We start from the raw sequence: 19,730 nt of genomic DNA on the forward strand, positions 1-19,730 counted from the left end.
GTGCTTTGTAGTGTAGCTTCTTGCAAACTATTTTACAGCACAACGTAGAGAGTTGGAACACTTTCATTACTATTTGTGCCGCCAGCCAAAGGCGGCGGAATGGAGATTAGTATGGAAAATGTATATTATGATATAAATGGGTGTATTTTAAATTAAACACAATAAAAAGCGCCACTCAATCGTCTATAATGATGATTTTGTGGTACTTTTTATAGAGCTAATGAAAATAACTAATCATTCCGGCGACCAAAGGGCGATGGCCGTGTCATAAGCAACGCCCCCACTTAATTGCTTATCCTGCAGTAAAAGACGGACACAGCAGAGAATTCAACTGAAATTTGGCAAATGTGAATGTGTTGTTATATACTATGACGAAATTACAGGATACCAATGTGCTCAACCGCGGCAGAGATTCTGGCATCAACCTTATTTTTGTGTTAGCCGGAAGAACTGGAGTTGTGACAGGTGGAAGACAGGAGGTCATGGAAATGGCAGAATGGAAGAGAAATACAATAGTTAAGGCAAAAGGCCGCATTCCAAAACCGGATCAGAGGATCCTGCGTTCTGTATGTGCAGTATGCCTGCATTCTGGGGAATGATTGTTATTTTGATCGAGGTATATGCGTTGGGTGGAAAGCTTCAGGGGAATATTTTAAGCTATCTGATCATTGCATTGTTTACCGGAGTGGTGTTGTACTCGACTGTTTTACTGGATATCACGAATACATCCTATTTTTCCTGTGTCGTTTTCCTGAGTATTACGGTCATGCATATCACAGACGAAAGCCCGATGCGGTTTGTTTTTAACAGAGTATTGGATACACTAATTGGAGTTGTACTGGCACTGATCGTTAACTCCATACATTTACCAAGGACAAAGAATACGGATATTTTGTTTGTTTCGGGAATTGATGATACGCTTCTTACCGATAAGGAACAGCTGACGCCATACAGTAAGGTGGAACTGAACCGAATGATCGAGCAGGGAGCTAAATTTACCGTATCCACGCTTCGCACGCCGGCGACGGTCAGGGAAACGCTGCAGGGAATCAATTTGAAGCTGCCGATCATTGCGATGGACGGAGCGGTGCTGTATGATATGAATGATAATTCTTTCCTTATGAGTTATGAGATGTCTTATTTGCAGGCGAGAAAGGTTATAGAATTTCTGGAAAATGAGCATATCAGTTATTTTGCAAATGTAGTGATCGATGATGTGCTGGTGATTTACTATAATGAGCTTGGAAACAGGGCAGAACAGGAAATCTATAAACAGATGCGTAAATCACCATACCGGAACTATATGAAACGGCCGCTTCCTGAAAATGAGAATGTAGTATATTTTATGATGATTGAAAAAAAGGAGAGAATTGAGAAATTATATGAAAAAATAAGCACTCAGGAATGGGCGGATGAGTGTAAAATACTGATGTACGATTCAACGGATTATCCAGGGTATGCCTATATTAAGATCTATCATAAAGATGCGACAAGAGAGAATATGCTCCGCAATCTTCTGGCGCTTCTGGATATGGAAAAGACGGTGACATTTGGCAGCATCGAAGGAACCTGTGATGTGTGTGTCGCAGATTCCAACAGGAATCTTATGGTGAAGAAGATGAAACAGTATTTTGAGCCTGTAAAAAGAAAAATGTGAATGCCCCGTAAGGATAGTCGATTGTCATCAGCGAAAACAGGCAATTGCAGAATAAAAAAATAAAAAAATTTCAAAAATCACTTGCATATTAGTACAAGATATGATAATATAATTTTCGGTCACTGCGAAACACAAGCTGGCCGAAAACAGTATGGCTCCGTGGTCAAGCGGTTAAGACATCGCCCTTTCACGGCGGTAACACGGGTTCGATTCCCGTCGGAGTCATTACATTAGCCAAGCATTCAGGGAAAGGTAAATGGCCTTTCGCTTGGTCAGAATGTAAGCCCGGTGTTATCTAAGCGGTGGGTAAATGAGCGTGGACCTTTAGCTCAGCTGGTTAGAGCAATCGGCTCATAACCGATCGGTCCCGGGTTCGAGTCCCTGAAGGTCCACTTTTTAAAAATTTCATATGGCCCGATGGCTCAGTTGGTTAGAGCGCCGCCCTGTCACGGCGGAGGTCGTGGGTTCGAGTCCCATTCGGGTCGCTGACATTTTCAGTGAATGTCTTTTAATTATATATGGGATCATAGCTCAGCTGGGAGAGCATCTGCCTTACAAGCAGAGGGTCATAGGTTCGAGCCCTATTGGTCCCATTTATAGCATTTATATGTTATATGCCGCAGTGGCGGAACTGGCAGACGCCCGGGACTTAAAATCCCGTGGGTAGTGATACCCGTACCGGTTCGATTCCGGTCTGCGGCATGAAAAAAACCTCGTAAATACGGGGTTTTTTCTATTTCGTGTTGCATGGCGTGTTGCATAGTTCCGAAAAATGGTCCAGTGAACCATTTCTGAGTTTTAATATTTCTTGCGGGCATTCAGAATAAAGATTATCTAACAGTAGAGCTTATAGATAGGTTGGAAAAATTGATTATGCAATGATATAATCACTTACGGTTCAATACATTTATTACCAAATTGACATAATATCAAGGAGAACATGATGAAACGCAAAGCCTTCAAAACAGCCCTTCCCTATACAGTCCCAATTTTCGCCGGTTCGACAGAATTTGTAGCGGTGAATCTGCTGCTTGGCGCTTTTAATCCGATTCAGGCATTTTTTACCATTTATACTATTTCCGGCTGACAAACCGGCTCCAAAGTATATCAAGTATCTTGGAAATGTATTATCGGCAGCAGTCTTTGGACTGTTAGTTGTGTATTGCCTGAAAAGTGTAAAAATGTCCGACTAATTTTATATAGTCTTGACGAATTTGTGTTAGTGTGATATAACTTAATTGAAAAAAATTATCATTCATTTTATATAGAAAGTGGGGGTGTTTTTAATGACACTAAAGAATCTGAAGATCGGTGAGAGTGCTGTCATTACGAAAGTGGGCGGAGAAGGCGCACTGAGACAGCACTTTCTGGACATGGGTGTGATTCCCGGAGCGGAAGTGACTGTCGTGAAGTTTGCGCCCATGGGCGATCCGATGGAACTACAGATTCATGGGTATGAGCTGACTCTTCGCCTGGCGGATGCAGACCAGATCGATATTCAGCCGATCAAGGAGCGGACGAACCAGCACAGCCGGATTGAGAAGATATATCCTTCCGAGCATCCGGGACTTGGAGAAGACGGAAAATATCATGCCAAAGGGGATGGAGATCCGCTTCCTGAGGATACCTTACTTACATATGCACTTGTGGGAAACCAGAACTGTGGAAAGACGACCTTATTCAACCAGCTTACGGGAGCCAATCAGCATGTGGGAAATTTTCCGGGAGTTACGGTAGACCGTAAGGATGGTCCGATCAAAGGGCATCCGAATACAAGAGTGACAGATCTTCCGGGGATTTACTCGATGTCCCCATACACCAGCGAGGAAATTGTCTCCAGAAATTTTGTGCTTGCTGATAATCCGAAAGCAATCATTAATATTGTGGATGCTACGAATATTGAACGGAATCTATATCTTACCATGCAGCTGCTGGAAATGCATATTCCAATGGTTATTGCCCTGAATATGATGGATGAAGTGATGAATAATAATGGCGCCATTGATATCAATGGAATGGAAGCGTTGCTGGGGGTGCCGGTAATCCCGATTTCAGCGGCTAAAAATGAAGGGGTGCGGGAACTGATTGAACATGCGGTGCATATTGCAAAATATCAGGAACGTCCGCAGAAACAGGATTTCTGCAGCAAGGATGACCATGGCGGAGCGATTCATCGTGCGATTCATGCTGTTGAATCAATCATTGAGGATCACACGGAAAGAGCCGGGTTGCCGCTTCGCTTCTCGGCAACGAAAGTCATCGAGGGAGATTCTCTGATTCTGGAACAGCTTCAGCTGGATCAGAACGAGATGGATATGATCGAGCATATCGTGGTACAGATGGAAAAAGAGGGAGGCATGGATCGAAGTGCTGCCATTGCGGATATGCGTTTTGATTTCATTGAGTATGTATGCGAACGTACTGTAAAGAAACCGAAAGAAAGCAAGGAACGTTTACGTTCGGAAAAAATCGACCGTATCCTTACGGGAAAATGGACAGCGATTCCATGCTTTGTCGCAATCATGGGAGCGGTATTCTTTCTGACATTCAATGTGATCGGGGCCTTTTTGCAAGGGCTTCTGGAATCCGGGATTGAGGCACTGACCGCAGCAGTGGATCAGTGGATGACGGCAGCTCATGTGAATCATGCACTCCATGGGCTTGTGATTGATGGTATTTTCGGTGGCGTTGGAAGTGTTCTTAGTTTTCTGCCGATTGTTGTTACGTTGTTCTTCTTTCTTTCCATTATGGAAGACAGTGGTTATGTGGCCAGAGTTGCATTTTTCATGGATAAACTTCTGCGCAAGATCGGCCTTTCAGGACGAAGCATTGTGCCAATGCTGATTGGATTTGGATGTACGGTTCCGGCGGTCATGGCGACCAGAACACTCCCGAGTAAGCGGGACCGAAAAATGACGATTTTCCTGACTCCGTTTATGAGTTGTACAGCAAAGCTGCCGATTTATGTGTTCTTCGTGAGCGCGTTTTTCCCGGGGAAAGGTGGCTTTATTATGACGGGGCTTTATCTTCTTGGAATCGCGGTCGGGATACTGGTTGCGCTTCTATTTAAGAATACGTTATTCAAAGGAGAAGCGGTTCCTTTTGTTATGGAGCTTCCGAATTATCGAATGCCCGGCGTGAAAAATGTGGCACAGCTTTTGTGGGAAAAGGCAAAAGATTTTTTAAGCAAAGCGTTTAGCGTAATCTTGATTGCAACAATCGTGGTATGGTTCCTGCAGAGCTTTGACCTGCATCTGAACATGGTGGCGGATTCTTCTGATAGCCTGATGGCGATGATTTCCGGATGGATTGCTCCGGTACTTGCTCCGCTCGGACTTGGCGACTGGAGGATCGTAACATCTCTGATCAGTGGATTTATGGCCAAGGAGAGTGTAGTGTCTACTATGGAAATCCTGTTTGGCAGCAGTATTCAGACTGCAATCTCGACCGTTTCCGCAGCAACGATGCTGGTGTTTTCTCTTTTATATACACCTTGTGTTGCTGCCATTGCTTCCATCAAGCGGGAGTTGGGCGCAAAATGGGCGGTCGGCGTTGTCTTCTGGCAGTGCGCGGTTGCCTGGATTGCAGCATTTATTGCAAGATTTATCTGTATTGCAGTCGGGATGTAAAGTGGATGATCTGTATCAAGGATGGTATGTAAAACAGGAGGTTTGAAATGAATATTGCAGATATAATCGTTATTCTTTTGGTAGTGGTCATTGTGGGCGGTGCGGTCGCGATCCTGAGAAGAAATAAGAAAAATGGGAAAAGCTGCTGTGGATGTGACTGCGGACACTGCAGCCAGAGCTGTGGGAAAAAGGATAAATAAGGCGGAGTTTGAATTCACTTGGAGAGAATCCAAGTGAATTTTTTAAATTTGCTATAACGATAGAGACTGTGTTAATATAGAAAAAAACATATGGAGAAATGGTATGGAAGAAAAAATCTATTTTGACAATGGCAGTACTTCATGGCCAAAGGCTCCGGGAGTACAGGAAGCAGTTTCGGAGCTCTTGAAAAATGGAGCATTTAATATCAACCGGGGAAATTATGCAGGGGCGTATGAAGTGGAAAGTGTTGTACTGGAGACAAGGGATCAGCTTGTACAGTTGTTCCATGGAACCGATTCAAGAAATGTGATTTTTACGCCGGGAATCACCTATTCGCTGAATTATTTTATCAAGGGATTTTTAAAAAACGGAGATCATGTTCTGGTAAGCGGTCTGGAACATAATGCTGTGATGCGTCCGCTGGAACAGATGAAATTGGCAGGTGTGGACTACGATATTGTTCCGGTGGATGAAGAAGGAAATCTTGATCCGGAAGATTTGAGAGAACGGATCCGGATAAATACGAAGGCAGTTATCATGACGCACGCATCGAATGTGTGCGGAACGGTTGTGCCGATTCGTGAGATTGGAAGTATCTGCAAAGAGTATGGATTATTCTTTGCAGTAGATACGGCACAAAGCGCCGGGACGCTTCCGGTAGACATGCAGGAGTGCCAGATTGATTTCCTTGCATTTACGGCGCACAAAGGATTACTGGGACCGCAGGGGATCGGAGGATTTCTCATATCCGAACGGCTGGATAAGAAAATGGAGCCGTATATTGCCGGAGGAACCGGAAGTCAGTCCGATTCCCTTCTGATGCCGGATTATCTGCCGGATAAATATGAGAGTGGAACCATGAATCTGCCCGGAATCATAGGGCTTCATGCGTCACTTGACTATATCCGGGAGCAGGGACTGAAAGCGATTCATGATAAAAAGATGGAACTGACGGAATATTTACTGAACGAAGTCAAAAGGATTCCACAGGTGCGCATTGTAGGAAGAAAAGATGTACAAGACAGGGTGGCGGTTGTCTCGCTGGATTTCCTGACAATCGATAATGCGGTTGCGGCATTTGAACTGGAACAGGAATGCGGTGTGATGACAAGAGTCGGGCTCCACTGTGCGCCGGCAGCTCATCAGTCTCTCCATACCTTTCCGCAGGGAACGGTCCGATTTGCATTTAGTGCCAGCAATACGTTTTCGGAAATTGATCGTTGTGTAGAAGGTATCCTAAAAATCTTATAAAGTGACACATATAGATGATAACTATATATAGTGATGTGCATTATAAATATCAATGGATAAATCAGGGAATGAAATTGCCTGTACTCCCCAAAAATGATACTCTATAGTTAGAGTTTTATTGAGAAATAATTTTATTAAGGAGGACAAGCAAAATGGCTGATAATCGCAAAATGTGGGAAGAACTGGGGATGAATCTGGAACTGCATGACCAGTTGTGTGCGGTACTTCCACAGGCATTCGGGGATGTGTTTTTATCACAGGAGAACAGACCGGAGGGAATGGATTACTATAACATGGTTGTAGCGGATATTCACGGAATCAGACCGGCGGAACTGATTGAGCATCAGAAAAAGGGCGGGAAAGTATTCGGAACTTTCTGTATCTATGTTCCGGATGAGATTATTTTCGCAGCGGATGCAATTGCAACAGGACTGTGTGGGGGATCTCAGTTCTGGGTACCGGGAGGCGAACGAGTGCTTCCGACCAATACCTGTCCGCTGATCAAAGCATCTGTTGGAGCAAGACTGGATCGTACCTGCCCATTCTTCCGAATCGCAGATATGTATATCGGGGAGACAACCTGCGACGGTAAGAAAAAGGCTTGGGAAATTCTTTCTGAAGACGTTCCGGTATATGTTATGGATCTTCCGCAGATGAAGCGGGCAAAAGATGTCAAAGCATGGGCAGAAGAAATTACGGCTCTGAAAGACAAGGTAGAAGAATTTACCGGAAATAAAGTAACGGCTGAAAAACTGGCTGATAGCATTAAGCTGATCAATAACAAGAGAAAAGCACTCGCAAGACTGTATGAATGCCGTAAGAGCGAGACACTTCCGATCAGCGGTACAGATGCGCTTGTGATTTCCCAGATTGCTTTCTATGATGATCCGGAAAGATTTACCCAGATGACGAATAAGCTCTGTGATGAGCTTGAACAGCGTATCAAGGATGGTGTCAGCGTCGTTCCCGCAGGTACGAAACGTATCATGCTGACTGGAACACCGCTTGCAATTCCGAACTGGAAGCTTCATAATATCGTAGAGACAAGCGGAGCGGTTGTGGTATGTGAAGAAATGTGTACGGGAACACGCTACTTCGAGAACTATGTGGATGAGACAAAAGAAACGCTGGAAGACCAGATCATGGCTCTTTCTGAGCGGTATATGAATATCAACTGTGCTTGCTTCACGCCGAATCACGCAAGAATTGATGACATTTTACGTCTTGCGAAAGAGTACAAGGTTGACGGTATCATTGATGTGAATCTGAAATTCTGTAATCTGTACGATACAGAAGGCTACTTTGTAGAACGTGCGATGAAAGAAGCAGGTATTCCGGTTCTTGGAATTGAGACAGATTATACAGACAGTGATGCACAGCAGCTTCGTACCAGAGTCAGTGCATTTGTGGAAATGCTGAATAATTAAAAAATGTGAGGAACATAGAGCTATGCAGAAAATACAGCATTATGTATTGTTTCCCAATCATGATAATGGAATGCGTCTCTATAAAGAATTAAAAAAACTGGGGGTTTGGGCAGTGATTGCTCCGACCCCCAGAAGTGCGAGTAAATGCTGCGGTATTTCACTAATGGTGAAAGAAGAAGATCTTGAGGTGATCCGGCAGTGTATTCGTGAACATGATATAGAGATCTTGAAAATCACCGAAGTGGAAATGGATCTGAATCCACACAGAGATCAATATTGTTAGAAGAGGTAGGAATATGAATTACGTTGGAATAGATATCGGATCCACAGCATCCAAAGTTGCTGTGATCGGGGATAAGGAGCTTCAATTTGTACTGCCTACAGGATGGAGCAGCAAGGAGACCACCTTACTTATCAAGGAGAAACTTCTTGCAGAAGGAGTGGATGTCATGTCTGATGAGACAAAAGTTGCAGCGACCGGATATGGAAGAATTGCTGTAGATTTTGCAGATTATGTGATTACCGAAATAACATGTCATGCAAGAGGCGGAAGACAGATGGCAGGAGATAATTGTACGATTATTGATGTGGGCGGACAGGATACCAAAGTAATCCTGGTCGAGAACGGAACCGTGCAGGATTTCCTGATGAATGATAAATGTTCCGCCGGGACCGGAAAGTTTTTGGAAATTATGGCAAATCGTCTCGGAATCACGCTTCAGGAGCTTTTTGATATGGCTGAAAGCGGAACAGTCTTACCAATCAGTTCTCTTTGCACCGTATTTGCAGAGTCCGAAGTCATCAATTATATCGGTGTCGGGAAAAATCGTGAAGATATTGCGGCGGGGGTCGTTGATTCCGTAGCATCTAAGGTGGCACAGTTGAGCCAGAAGAAGGCACTGTCAGATAAGATTATTCTGACAGGAGGGTTGAGTCACAGTACATATTTTACCAGAATCCTTTCTGCGAAAATCAGAAAGACGGTGGAACCTACTGAAAACGGACGGTATGCCGGCGCGCTGGGGGCAGCACTACTGGCGAAGGAGAAGAAGAATAAATAGTAGCAAAGAAATATAAGTGAGCACAAAGAGCAGGAGCAAGGGGATACTCATCAGTACCCTTGCTCCTGCTTTCCTTTCTGTAAGATATTTCTATTTCCGGAGTCTTTACATTTTTTGCAGTATATGATAAGGTAAGCTTGATAGGTTCAGACAATCACCGGTTGTCTGATTAAAAGGGAAACAGGTGCAAATCCTGTACGAACTCGTCACTGTGATCGGGGAGTGCAAGGCCATTTATGTCACTGAGCAATTGGGAAGGCGGCCTTAGATTAAGATCCGTAAGCCAGGAGACCTGCCTATTGAAAAACGGAGTGGGGAAGGACCCACAGATCACGAGTAACTGGTCGCAACCGATCATAATGGAAATGATACATTCCCGGGCGATGCCTGTATCTGCCGGGAGTGCTGTTTTGTTGTGTATTCATTACGCCCTTTTACCATTTTTATGGAAAAGGGCTTTTTTGTCTACGAGATTTTTATCCTGCAGACTTAAAAGCGAATGAGAATATATCGGAAATGGCCAGAAAATGAAGGAGGAGCAGGATGAAGAAAAAACTGGTAACCATTTTACTGGCTGTTTCATTGGTGGGAACCCTGGTTCTGTCAGGATGTTCCGGAAAAAGCGATGAAAATGCGGAAACAACAGTAGAAAACGACAAGGAAGAAAGTACAGAAAACGAGGATCAGAAGGCTGCGGATGAGGTGGCAGCGCTGATTGACGCAATCTATGTACAGCAAAGAACGGATGAGACGGATGAACAGTGTAAGAAAGCGAAAGAAGCCTGGGACGCACTGACAGACGCCCAGAAGGAACTGGTAGAAGGTGAAAATGCAGATCCGGATTACTTTGGAAGAGATACAGGCGATGCATCCAAGGATGATCCGCTGAATCAGGATGATATCGGAGAAAATGAGATTCTTGTTGTCAGCTTCGGAACATCTTTTAATGACAGCCGTGTAGAGGATATTAAAGGAATTGAAGATGCACTTCAGGAAGCGTATCCGGACTGGTCTGTAAGAAGAGCCTTTACCGCGCAGATCATTATCAATCATATTCAGGCAAGAGACGGAGAATGCATTGACAATATGGATCAGGCACTGGAGCGAGCGGTCGCAAACGGCGTAAAGAATCTGGTTGTCCAGCCGACACACCTGATGCATGGCGCAGAGTATGATGAATTGATGGAATCTGTTGAGGCATATGCGGACAAATTTGAGAGTGTAAAAGTTGCAGAACCTCTGCTTGGAGAAGTGGGTGCAGATGCGGAAACTGTCAATGACGATAAGGCAGCAGTTGCTGAGGCAATTACTGCGGAAGCAGTTAGCGAAGCAGGCTATGACAGCCTGGATGCTGCAAAAGAGGATGGTGCTGCTTTTGTGTTCCTGGGACATGGAACTTCTCATACCGCGAAGGTGTCTTACAGCCAGATGCAGGCACAGATGTCTGCCCTTGGATATGAGAACGTGTTTATCGGAACTGTCGAAGGAGAGCCGGAAGAAACTGCATGTGAAGCTGTCATTGAAGCTGTTTCCCAGGCAGGGTATAAAAAAGTAATCCTTCGTCCGCTGATGGTAGTGGCCGGCGATCATGCCAATAATGACATGGCCGGAGACGACGAAGACTCATGGAAGAGTATGTTTGAAGCTTCCGGAGAATTTGAAAGTATAGAAACACAGATTGCTGGTCTTGGAGGAATTGCTAAGATTCAGGAAATTTATATTGCACATACTGCAGCAGTGATCGGTCAGTAATCGCATGAGTCAATAAATAATATAGATCTAATATCTTTTGTTTCGTGGCAATGTATGGAGAGAGGGGCTCCTGCATTGCCACGATTTTTTTGTATGCAAACATGCATTATTGAGAAATGTTTTCATGACTGAGTGAATCATTAGAAGATATATATGATATAATGAATTAGCCTTAGCTAACCCCATATTCGTTTATCAGATGGAAATAGAAGGAGGAATGAAAGATAATTGATGGAAATAACACAGAAACGAGAACGGGAAAAAGAAAAGCGAAAACTGAAAAGAGAAAAGGAGTAGTTATGTCAGAGGAAGAGAGATATTTTTTGGAAGTTGTAGATTTAAAGAAAGGATTTGGAAGTGGGGACATCCGCCAGGAAGTATTATGCGGGATGAATTTTTCGGCCGCAAAAGGGGAGTTCTGTGTTCTGCTGGGACCTTCCGGTTCGGGAAAATCCACACTTCTTAATATTATTGGAGGAATCGACAGTGCCGATTTCGGCTATATTTCCATAAACGGTGACAAACTGGAGGATATGGGAGAAAGGGAATTGACACAGTACCGCAGGAAGCATCTGGGATATGTGTTTCAGATGTATAATCTGATCGGCAATTTAAATATGAAAGAAAATATTGAGGTAGGTGCATATCTGTCGGATCATCCGCTTGATATTGATGATCTGTTACAGACTCTGGGACTCTATGAACACCGTTATAAACTCCCGAACCAGCTCTCCGGCGGGCAGCAGCAGAGAGTTTCTATCGGACGCGCTATTGTGAAGAATCCGGATATCCTGCTTTGCGATGAGCCGACAGGTGCATTGGATTATACGACTTCCAAGGAAATATTGAAGTTGATTGAAGACATCAATCGAAAGTATAAGAATACGGTCATTATGGTTACGCATAATGAAGCTATCAAAAATATGGCAGATCATGTGATCAAGCTGAGAGATGGAAGAGTGCGCCATAATGAGAAAAATACAAATAAAATTTCGGCAGTGGAGCTTGAATGGTAAGGAGTGTGGCAAGTATGAGGGACAGGAAAGTGAAAAATCCGCTTCAAAAGCGCATTCCCAGAGAATTAAAAGGTGACTGGAAAAAATATCTGGTTGTTGCGTTGTTTTTAATCCTTACAATTGGATTTGTTTCAGGGATGTATGTTGCCAATGGGAGCATGATGCAGGCTGCAGTGGATGGTAAAGAAAAGTATTGTCTGGAGGATGGGCACTTTGAACTGAATGAGAAGGCGGATCAGGAGCTGATTCATGCAATCGAAACAGGTGAAAAGGCAGTCCCTGTAACTGTATATGAGAATTTCTATCGGAGTGAGGTGGAAGATCACGATAATGACGGAAAGTCGGATGGCACAATACGGGTGTATGAAAAAACAGAGGATATCAATCTGGCCTGCCTGATGGAAGGAAGTTTCCCGGAAACGGAAGAGGAGATTGCCATTGACCGGATGCATGCAGATAATGCAGGAATTCAGGTTGGAGATACCATTTCCGTCAGTGAGCAGTCCTATCAGGTGACAGGGCTGATTTCCTATGTGAATTATTCTACTCTTCATGAGAAAAGTACAGATCTGATGTTTGATGCACTGAAATTTAATGTGGCGATGGTGACGAAAGATGGCTTTGAACGCCTGTCCGGTTCGTTGCATTATACCTATGCATGGAGATATGAACAGGAACCGATGGATGAGATTGAAGAAAAGAAACAGTCGGACGATTTTATGAGGGCTTTGCTTACCCAGACGGTCATGTGGGATAATGAACTTCAGGATTATTTGCCCCGTTATGCAAACCCGGCAGTCAACTTTGCAACGGATGATATGGGGTCAGATGAAGCGATGGGCGGAGTCCTGCTGGATATCCTGATTGTGATCATTGCATTTATTTTTGCGGTCACCATCAGTAATACCATTGCGAAAGAATCACAGACGATTGGCACCCTGCGGGCATCCGGATATACAAAGGGTGAGCTCGTGCGGCATTATCTGGCAATGCCTGTGCTTGTAACAATGATTGCAGCTGTTGTTGGTAACCTGTTGGGCTATACTGTCTTCAAAGATGTTGTAGTATCCATGTATTATAACAGTTACAGCCTCCCTGCTTATGAAACAATATGGAATCCGGATGCATTTATTAAGACGACAGTGATACCAGTATTCCTGATGCTTGCAGTGAATCTGATTGTGATCATTTACATGATGCAGCATACGCCTTTGCAGTTTTTACGGCGTGATCTTAAAAAAACAAGACGGAAGAAAACGATACGGCTGCCGAAGTGGAAGTTCTTCAGCAGATTCCGTCTGCGTATCATATTTCAGAACATGCCAAATTATGCTGTTCTTTTTGCAGGTATTTTCTTTGTTATGGTTATGCTGGCAATGGCGGTCGGAATGCCGTCTACGCTGAAGTACTATCAGGATCATGCAGAAAATCTGATGTTTGCAAAATACCAGTATGTATTGAAATCTTGTGAAGACGAAGAAGGACAAATGATTCAGACGGATGTTACAGATGCAGAGCAATTTTGCATGAAGGCACTGAAGAAGACAGGGGATGCACTGGATGAAGAAGTATCTGTTTATGGGGTCAAGGATGACAGCAAATATATCCGGATCGAAGATTTAGCATCGTTGAAAGAAAATGAAGTATATCTTTCCCGGCCATTTATTGAAAAGTATAATCTGAAAGTGGGAGATGTCATCACGCTGGATGAAAAATATGAATATAAGCAGTATCAGTTCAAGGTGGCAGGAATTTACGAAAAATGCCAGAATATTGCAGTATTTCTTCCGATTGAGAATTATCGTTCGTTGTTTGATTTGGAGCAAGATGCGTTCAGTGGATATATGTCAGATACTGAGGTTACAGATATCGACAAAGACGTGATCGCGACGGTTATCACGAAAGAAGATATTACGAAGATGTGTGATCAATTGGAACACTCCATGGGAGCTTATATGCAGTATTTTCAGATTTTGTGTATTCTGTTGTCAGCGGCCCTGATCTATCTTCTGACGAAGTTGATTATCGAAAAGAACGAAACGGCAATCTCCATGACGAAGATTCTTGGTTATGAAAACCGTGAAATCGCAAGTCTGTATTTGCTTTCTACAACAATGGTAGTGATTGTGGCAGATACGGTGAGCGTGATATTAGGCGCTATGGTTATGAATCAGGCATGGAAAAGTATTATGTCTGAATACAGTGGCTGGTTTGCTTTTGTGATAGAACCGATAGGATATATAAAGATGTTTGTCTTTGTGCTTCTTGGGTATTTGATGGTGCTGGTGCTGGATTTTCGGAGGATCCGAAAGATTCCGATGGAAGAAGCGTTGAAAAATGTTGAATAATTTTTTTAGCTGGATTCGAAATGAGAAAAATAATCAATACGAGAATATGGATTGACAATGGGAGCAGAAACAGATAATATATAAATAGTTAGTAAAAGCTAACTTAAATGTTTATATCCGTACTGAACGGCTATACAAATTAAGACAAAGAAACGCCTACATGGCGTTTTCTTTAAAACCCGATGTTAGGCAAAGCTAACAAAAGAAAGGAGATACATAAAATGAGCGTAGTGATTATCGGAGGAAATGAATGCATGGTTCGTCAGTACAAGGATCTATGCCAGGAATATCAGTGTGATGCGAAAGTATTTCCAAAACAGAAAAGCAGTTTGAAAGGAATCGGATGTCCCGATCTGATGGTATTATTTACCAGCACAGTATCACACAAAATGGTGCGAAATGCGTTGAATGAAACAAAAGGACTTGATGTAAAGGTGGTGCGGTCACATACCAGTTCTATGTCGGCGCTCAAAAATATTTTAGATGATAATATCAAACAGGAGGAAGCAGTATGTCTGATGAAATGATTGTCCGTCATTGTTCACCCACATTGGCAGGGTTAAAGACCGGCAACTTGTTCAACTGTCCGTGTTCGGATAAAAAAGAGTTGATTCTGGCAGTGCGATCATTGAACAAACGACTTGCACCGAAGGGAATACGGGTGATCCCGATTCAGGTATGTGAACAGCGGGTACTGATCTACCTTTATCGTCCTGACAAATTGGAAAATGATCTGGCTGTAGAAGAGGCAGGGGAAATTCTGAGAGCATGTGGATATTCCACCGGGGACTGTGACAAATGTGTGGTACGGTTAAGCAGACGTTTGCAGGAGTCGGGGGATTTCCCGCATGAAATCGGACTGTTTCTGGGATATCCGCCCGAGGATGTGCGTGGATTTATCGAAAATCATGCCGAAGGTTATAAATTTGTAGGATGCTGGAAAGTATATGGAGATGAAAAAAGTGCAAAAAAACAATTTGCACGCTATAAAAAATGTACAGACGTATATTGCTCTCAATGGGCAAACGGCAAAAGCATTGAACGGCTCACAGTAGCTGTTTGATGATAGAAACTAAGAAAGGTTGGTATACAATATGAGTAAAATTGCAGTTGTTTTTTGGAGTGGAACCGGCAATACCGAACAGATGGCATACGCCGTAATGGAAGGAATTAAGGAAAAAGCAGCAGAAGCCGCATTATTTGCAGCGTCGGAGTTTGGTGCTTCTATGGTAAAGCAATATGATGCGATTGCATTCGGGTGCCCGGCTATGGGAGCGGAGGTGTTGGAGGAAACAGAATTCCAGCCGATGTGGGATGCCTGCGAAGGAGCACTTGGCGGGAAAAAAGTTGCTTTATTCGGTTCTTACGGATGGGGCGACGGTGAATGGATGCGAAGTTGGGAAGATGCCTGCGGCAGCGCCGGAGCAGTGCTTGCATGCGAGAGTGTGATTTGCAATGAAGCACCGGATGAGGAAGCTTTGGAGGCCTGCAGAGCATTAGGGGGAGCGCTTTGCTAAATCGCCAATCGGAAGTAATGTATGGATGTATAGGCTAGAAAAACGCCGAGGTATGAAAATGGCTATCATGCTTCGGTGTTTTTCTTTTTATTGGGTTGCCTGTATAGTGTTGATGAATAGCGAAAATGACTGAATGGAAATGGCAAACATATTGAATAGTACCGGTGGATAGGAAAAGAATGGTACAACCGGATTTAGTGCAAAAAAGAGAAGAATAGAATAAGTACAGAATTTGACTTGACAATAAAAGAACTACACCATATAATTACCAATAGTAACTAATAGCGGCAATAAAGAGAGGGTTTATGGAAACTGAAAAAATAAAAAGAATGATGGATGCCTGTTATATGGCAAAAAGAATCCGGGATATGCTTCCTGAATTACCGGATGGGGTAGCACCTTCTTATATCCAGTTTTTGGATACGATTCATAAACTGGAAGCTCAAAATAGAAAAGTGAAAATTTCGGATGTCAGCGAGGAACTGAACCTTCCGAGACCGGGAGTTACCAGAACGGTTAAGGAAATGGTGGCAAAAGGTTATATTGCTAAATCTTCATCGGAAGAAGATGGACGTATCACTTATATTTCTATTACAGAAGAAGGAGAAAAACTGTCTGATAAATACGATAGAAAGTATTATAGTGAACTGTCGAAGTATTTAGACCATATTTCAGAAGAAGAGGCTGATTGTATGATTTCTACTATAAAGAAATTGTATCAGGTTATGTGTGAAAGGAGGATTCATCTTGAATAATTCCAATTCGGATTTTACGCAGGGGAGTATTATTAAAAAATTAATCACTTTTATGATACCGATACTGGGAGCACTTATTTTACAAGCGGCTTACGGGGCGGTAGACTTGATGGTGGTGGGGAGGTTCGGGACTACTTCGGGGCTTTCAGCAGTATCTACAGGAAGTCAGGTGCTGAATCTTGTTACGTTTATTATTGTACAGCTTGCGATGGGAATTACTGTTCTAATCGCAAGGTTCATAGGCGAAAAGAAAGAGGAGCAGATCGGCTCTTTGATCGGAGGAGCAACAATCGTATTTGCTATTATGTCAGCAGTGCTTTTTGTTCTAATGGTATGCTTCTCGCGTCCGATTTCATTGCTTATGCAGGCGCCTGAGGAGGCAATTGGATTAACTTCTGTGTATGTGCGTATCTGTGGGGCGGGTATATTTTTTATTGTTGCTTATAATGTTCTGGCTGCAATTTTCAGAGGACTTGGAGACAGCAGATCACCTTTGATTTTTGTGGCAGTAGCATGTGTGGTTAATGTTATAGGTGACCTGGTACTGGTGGCAGGATTTCATCTGGATGCTGCGGGTGCAGCGATTGCAACGGTTTCTGCACAGGCGATCAGTGTTGTTTTTGCATTGTTCCTGCTTGTTAAAAAGGAACTGCCATTTAAGATTTCGAAAGAAGATTTTTGTGTAAACAGTCAATGCAGGCGGGCACTTAAGATCGGATTTCCGCTTGCACTTCAGGAGTGTCTCACACAGATGTCATTTCTTGCTCTTTGTGCATTTGTCAACAGACTGGGCTTAGAGGCGTCTTCAGGATATGGCGTAGCATGCAAGATTGTAAATTTTGCATTGCTGATACCAAGTTCGCTGATGCAGTCGATGGCATCTTTTGTTTCGCAGAATGTGGGTGCAGGGAATGAAAAACGTGCCAAAAAAGCAATGTTTACAGGCATTGGCATCGGTTTGACAATCGGTTGTTTCGCATTTATATTCATACTGTTTAGGGGAGACCTTTTGACCGGAATCTTTACCACGGACGCGGCGGTCGTTCAAAATGGGTTTGACTATTTAAAAGGATTTGCTTTGGAAACGATAGTCACTGCGATTCTGTTCAGCATGGTAGGCTATTTCAATGGGCATGACAAAACGCTTTGGGTGATGATACAGGGGTTAGTGCAGACACTGCTTGTACGTCTTCCGTTGGCATATTATATGAGTATTCAGCCCAACGCAAGCTTAACAAAAATCGGTTTTGCCGCACCGGCTGCTACTATGTTTGGAATTGTTCTAAATGTAATATTCTATTTTGGGATGCATAAGAATGAGAATAGTAAATAAGGAGATAAATGAACATATAAAACCCTCTTCGTATATTCGATTATTTCTTACCGAATAACGGAGAGGGGGCTGCCTGTATTATGTGATTGTGAGAATCATGATAGCTTTTCAATCAGGACGGTTTTCCCTTCAAATGCAAAGCCATATTTGCGGATCCGCTCTGCCGGGATCCCTTTGGCGATCAGAGCCTCTGCGTATTGTTTTTCTTCAATCTGCAGCAAAGCATTTTGCGCAGTATCCTGCAACGATTTTTCCCTTTGCGGATTTCTTACTTTGAATTCAATGATAATCGCATCGGATTCATCCGTTTTGAGTTCCAGAAGGACATCATATCTGCCAAATCCACTTTCACGATTAGAAGTAATTGTGTATTGATCAGCTAAATCCACCATCAGTCCTAACACAAAGCCGTGATAGAAACGTTCGGGTTCGGATTTCCTTGCAGGATGTTTTCCGGTATCAAAGGCGCTGAAAGTAATGAGCGCAACCTGATTCATGTAATGGTTCATGGCTTCGATATCATCTAACAGCATTGCTTTTACAAAATCATTGTAACCGCTGTCCGATTCGGCAAACCATCCATGTACCATGTTGGTAAACATGATATAGGATTCTTTGTTGGTTAAGGCCAGATCGTAATACATTTGTCCGGTAGATTCCCTGAATTCGGTATCTGTAACCTTTAAGTAGCCGCTTGCCAATAAGAGGCTCCATATAGCACTTTCTTTCATAGAAAGCTGATTATACACAATCTGTTCATCGATGCTCTCTCTTATCGTTTCCCCATGCAATAACTGTTCAAATTTCTGTTTTATAGTTTTGCTTCCCTCACGAATCAGTTTTTCAATCAGAGCATTGGAACTTGTGTTTGCCCAGAAAGGACGCAATTTCAGGGTATCCAGGTAATTAATGATAGACCAGGGATTGTAAATGTCGGATACATTTCCAAAAGTGAATCCATCATACCATTGTTTGACTTCTGGCATTTTATCAGTTAATCCATACTCTTTTAATGCAGAAAAGACCTCTTCTTCTGTGAAACCAAAGCAGTCGGCATATTCATCTGAAGTGGCAGTAATTACTTTCAGATTGTTTAAATCTGAAAAAATCGATTCACGGCTGATTCTGGTTATGCCTGTCATGACTGCACGTTCCAGATAGGGATTGGTTTTAAAGGTGGCATTAAACATGCTTCTCATATAATCAGTTAAGTTATTCCAATAATCGTTAACATAAGCCTCTTGCATTGGAGTATCGTATTCGTCAAGAAGAATAATCACTTTCCAGAAGAAATCTGTTTTTATTATACAAATCTGTTATAATCTGACCTAATCTGCGCTTTGTTGCGCGAAAAGTGGACTCTTTTACATTTGCAAATGTAAGATATATAACCGGGTAACTTCCTTGAAGAGCTTGAAAATCTTTGTCCTTCCAAATGGCTAAATTAGCAAATAATGCTGATTTTTCAGCATAATCTACGGAGAAAAATTGCTCTGTCATACTCATCGTGAGGGTTTTCCCAAATCGCCTGGGACGGGTAATCAAAGTCACTTTATCACCACTATTCCACCATTCCTTGATGAAATGTGTTTTATCAATATAGAAAAAGTTCTGTGATATTAATTCGTCAAATTCCTGATAACCTATGGAGACTGTTCTTGCCATATTTCCCCTTGTATGATAATTAGGAAGTTAATTATCACACGTTCCTTTCTTTTTAATATCGTGGTTCAATACAATTCAGATACTATGGACTTTTGATTTTTCCCTGTAGCTTGACTAC

General features: G+C 42.9%; 16 protein-coding genes, 5 tRNA genes, 3 pseudogenes and 1 riboswitch. Of the genes and pseudogenes, 23 read left to right on the forward strand and 1 reads right to left on the reverse strand.

Going from position 1 to position 19,730, the window contains the following annotated elements; genetic code table 11:
* The first annotated feature begins 368 nt into the window (after positions 1–368).
* From ACTNBF_RS14600 to ACTNBF_RS14710, 23 genes and pseudogenes are all read left to right on the forward strand, one after another.
* Positions 369–599, forward strand: coding sequence for a hypothetical protein (locus tag ACTNBF_RS14600; RefSeq protein ID WP_427820808.1), 231 nt, complete (start codon positions 369–371; stop codon positions 597–599).
* Positions 578–1,657 (forward strand): HAD hydrolase family protein, encoded by a 1,080-nt coding sequence (locus ACTNBF_RS14605; protein ID WP_427808765.1) that lies wholly within the window; start codon positions 578–580, stop codon positions 1,655–1,657. The genes ACTNBF_RS14600 and ACTNBF_RS14605 overlap by 22 nt, the downstream gene beginning before the upstream one ends.
* Positions 1,658–1,810: 153 nt before the next feature.
* Positions 1,811–1,882: transfer RNA gene (locus tag ACTNBF_RS14610), tRNA-Glu, on the forward strand.
* 93 nt (positions 1,883–1,975) lie between these two features.
* Positions 1,976–2,049: transfer RNA gene (locus tag ACTNBF_RS14615), tRNA-Ile, on the forward strand.
* Positions 2,050–2,068: 19 nt separating this feature from the next.
* Positions 2,069–2,142: transfer RNA gene (locus tag ACTNBF_RS14620), tRNA-Asp, on the forward strand.
* 35 nt (positions 2,143–2,177) lie between these two features.
* A tRNA-Val gene (locus ACTNBF_RS14625) sits at positions 2,178–2,250 on the forward strand.
* Between the two features lie 23 nt (positions 2,251–2,273).
* Positions 2,274–2,359: transfer RNA gene (locus tag ACTNBF_RS14630), tRNA-Leu, on the forward strand.
* Positions 2,360–2,600: 241 nt separating this feature from the next.
* Positions 2,601–2,720 (forward strand): annotated as a pseudogene (locus tag ACTNBF_RS14635) (branched-chain amino acid transporter AzlC); the annotation flags it as partial.
* A pseudogene (locus tag ACTNBF_RS14640) lies at positions 2,680–2,841 on the forward strand (AzlD domain-containing protein); the annotation flags it as partial. The pseudogenes ACTNBF_RS14635 and ACTNBF_RS14640, both read left to right, overlap by 41 nt.
* 102 nt (positions 2,842–2,943) lie before the next feature.
* Positions 2,944–5,286: a ferrous iron transport protein B gene (feoB, locus tag ACTNBF_RS14645; RefSeq protein ID WP_427808764.1), complete on the forward strand. Its 2,343-nt coding sequence runs from the start codon at positions 2,944–2,946 to the stop codon at positions 5,284–5,286.
* Positions 5,287–5,333: 47 nt separating this feature from the next.
* Positions 5,334–5,486: a FeoB-associated Cys-rich membrane protein gene (locus ACTNBF_RS14650; protein ID WP_427808763.1), complete on the forward strand. Its 153-nt coding sequence runs from the start codon at positions 5,334–5,336 to the stop codon at positions 5,484–5,486.
* A gap of 103 nt (positions 5,487–5,589) precedes the next feature.
* The gene (locus tag ACTNBF_RS14655; protein ID WP_427820806.1) at positions 5,590–6,738 is read left to right on the forward strand and encodes an aminotransferase class V-fold PLP-dependent enzyme; all 1,149 of its coding nucleotides are present in this window, start codon (positions 5,590–5,592) and stop codon (positions 6,736–6,738) included.
* A gap of 152 nt (positions 6,739–6,890) precedes the next feature.
* The gene (locus ACTNBF_RS14660) at positions 6,891–8,165 is read left to right on the forward strand and encodes a double-cubane-cluster-containing anaerobic reductase (RefSeq protein WP_441089557.1); all 1,275 of its coding nucleotides are present in this window, start codon (positions 6,891–6,893) and stop codon (positions 8,163–8,165) included.
* A gap of 22 nt (positions 8,166–8,187) precedes the next feature.
* Entirely contained in the window at positions 8,188–8,448 is a 261-nt protein-coding gene (locus ACTNBF_RS14665) for a DUF3343 domain-containing protein (RefSeq protein ID WP_427808760.1), read from the forward strand.
* A 13-nt stretch (positions 8,449–8,461) separates the two neighbouring features.
* Positions 8,462–9,226, forward strand: a complete 765-nt coding sequence (locus ACTNBF_RS14670) for an acyl-CoA dehydratase activase (protein ID WP_427808759.1) — start codon at positions 8,462–8,464, stop codon at positions 9,224–9,226.
* A gap of 125 nt (positions 9,227–9,351) precedes the next feature.
* Positions 9,352–9,540: riboswitch (cobalamin riboswitch) on the forward strand.
* 229 nt (positions 9,541–9,769) lie between these two features.
* Complete coding sequence (locus tag ACTNBF_RS14675; protein WP_320813787.1) at positions 9,770–10,978, forward strand: sirohydrochlorin cobaltochelatase; 1,209 nt, start codon at positions 9,770–9,772, stop codon at positions 10,976–10,978.
* A 299-nt stretch (positions 10,979–11,277) separates the two neighbouring features.
* Entirely contained in the window at positions 11,278–11,994 is a 717-nt protein-coding gene (locus tag ACTNBF_RS14680; protein WP_441089558.1) for an ABC transporter ATP-binding protein, read from the forward strand.
* A 14-nt stretch (positions 11,995–12,008) separates the two neighbouring features.
* Complete coding sequence (locus tag ACTNBF_RS14685) at positions 12,009–14,342, forward strand: ABC transporter permease (protein WP_441089559.1); 2,334 nt, start codon at positions 12,009–12,011, stop codon at positions 14,340–14,342.
* A 221-nt stretch (positions 14,343–14,563) separates the two neighbouring features.
* Positions 14,564–14,869, forward strand: a complete 306-nt coding sequence (locus tag ACTNBF_RS14690) for a DUF2325 domain-containing protein (protein ID WP_427808755.1) — start codon at positions 14,564–14,566, stop codon at positions 14,867–14,869.
* Positions 14,854–15,405 carry a DUF3793 family protein gene (locus ACTNBF_RS14695; RefSeq protein ID WP_427808754.1) on the forward strand — a complete coding sequence of 184 codons (552 nt, stop codon included), beginning with the start codon at positions 14,854–14,856 and terminating at the stop codon, positions 15,403–15,405. The genes ACTNBF_RS14690 and ACTNBF_RS14695 overlap by 16 nt, the downstream gene beginning before the upstream one ends.
* A 31-nt stretch (positions 15,406–15,436) precedes the next feature.
* Positions 15,437–15,859, forward strand: a complete 423-nt coding sequence (locus ACTNBF_RS14700) for a flavodoxin (RefSeq protein WP_427820803.1) — start codon at positions 15,437–15,439, stop codon at positions 15,857–15,859.
* Between the two features lie 305 nt (positions 15,860–16,164).
* Positions 16,165–16,614, forward strand: coding sequence for a MarR family winged helix-turn-helix transcriptional regulator (locus ACTNBF_RS14705; protein ID WP_427808752.1), 450 nt, complete (start codon positions 16,165–16,167; stop codon positions 16,612–16,614).
* Between the two features lie 52 nt (positions 16,615–16,666).
* Positions 16,667–17,947, forward strand: coding sequence for an MATE family efflux transporter (locus tag ACTNBF_RS14710; protein WP_441089560.1), 1,281 nt, complete (start codon positions 16,667–16,669; stop codon positions 17,945–17,947).
* A gap of 95 nt (positions 17,948–18,042) precedes the next feature.
* On the opposite strand, the pseudogene ACTNBF_RS14715 reads toward ACTNBF_RS14710, so the two are convergent.
* Positions 18,043–19,612 (reverse strand): annotated as a pseudogene (locus tag ACTNBF_RS14715) (AAA family ATPase).
* Between the last annotated feature and the right edge of the window lie 118 nt (positions 19,613–19,730).

The organism is Bariatricus sp. HCP28S3_A4 (assembly GCF_052066395.1).
Taxonomy (GTDB): domain Bacteria; phylum Bacillota; class Clostridia; order Lachnospirales; family Lachnospiraceae; genus Allocoprococcus.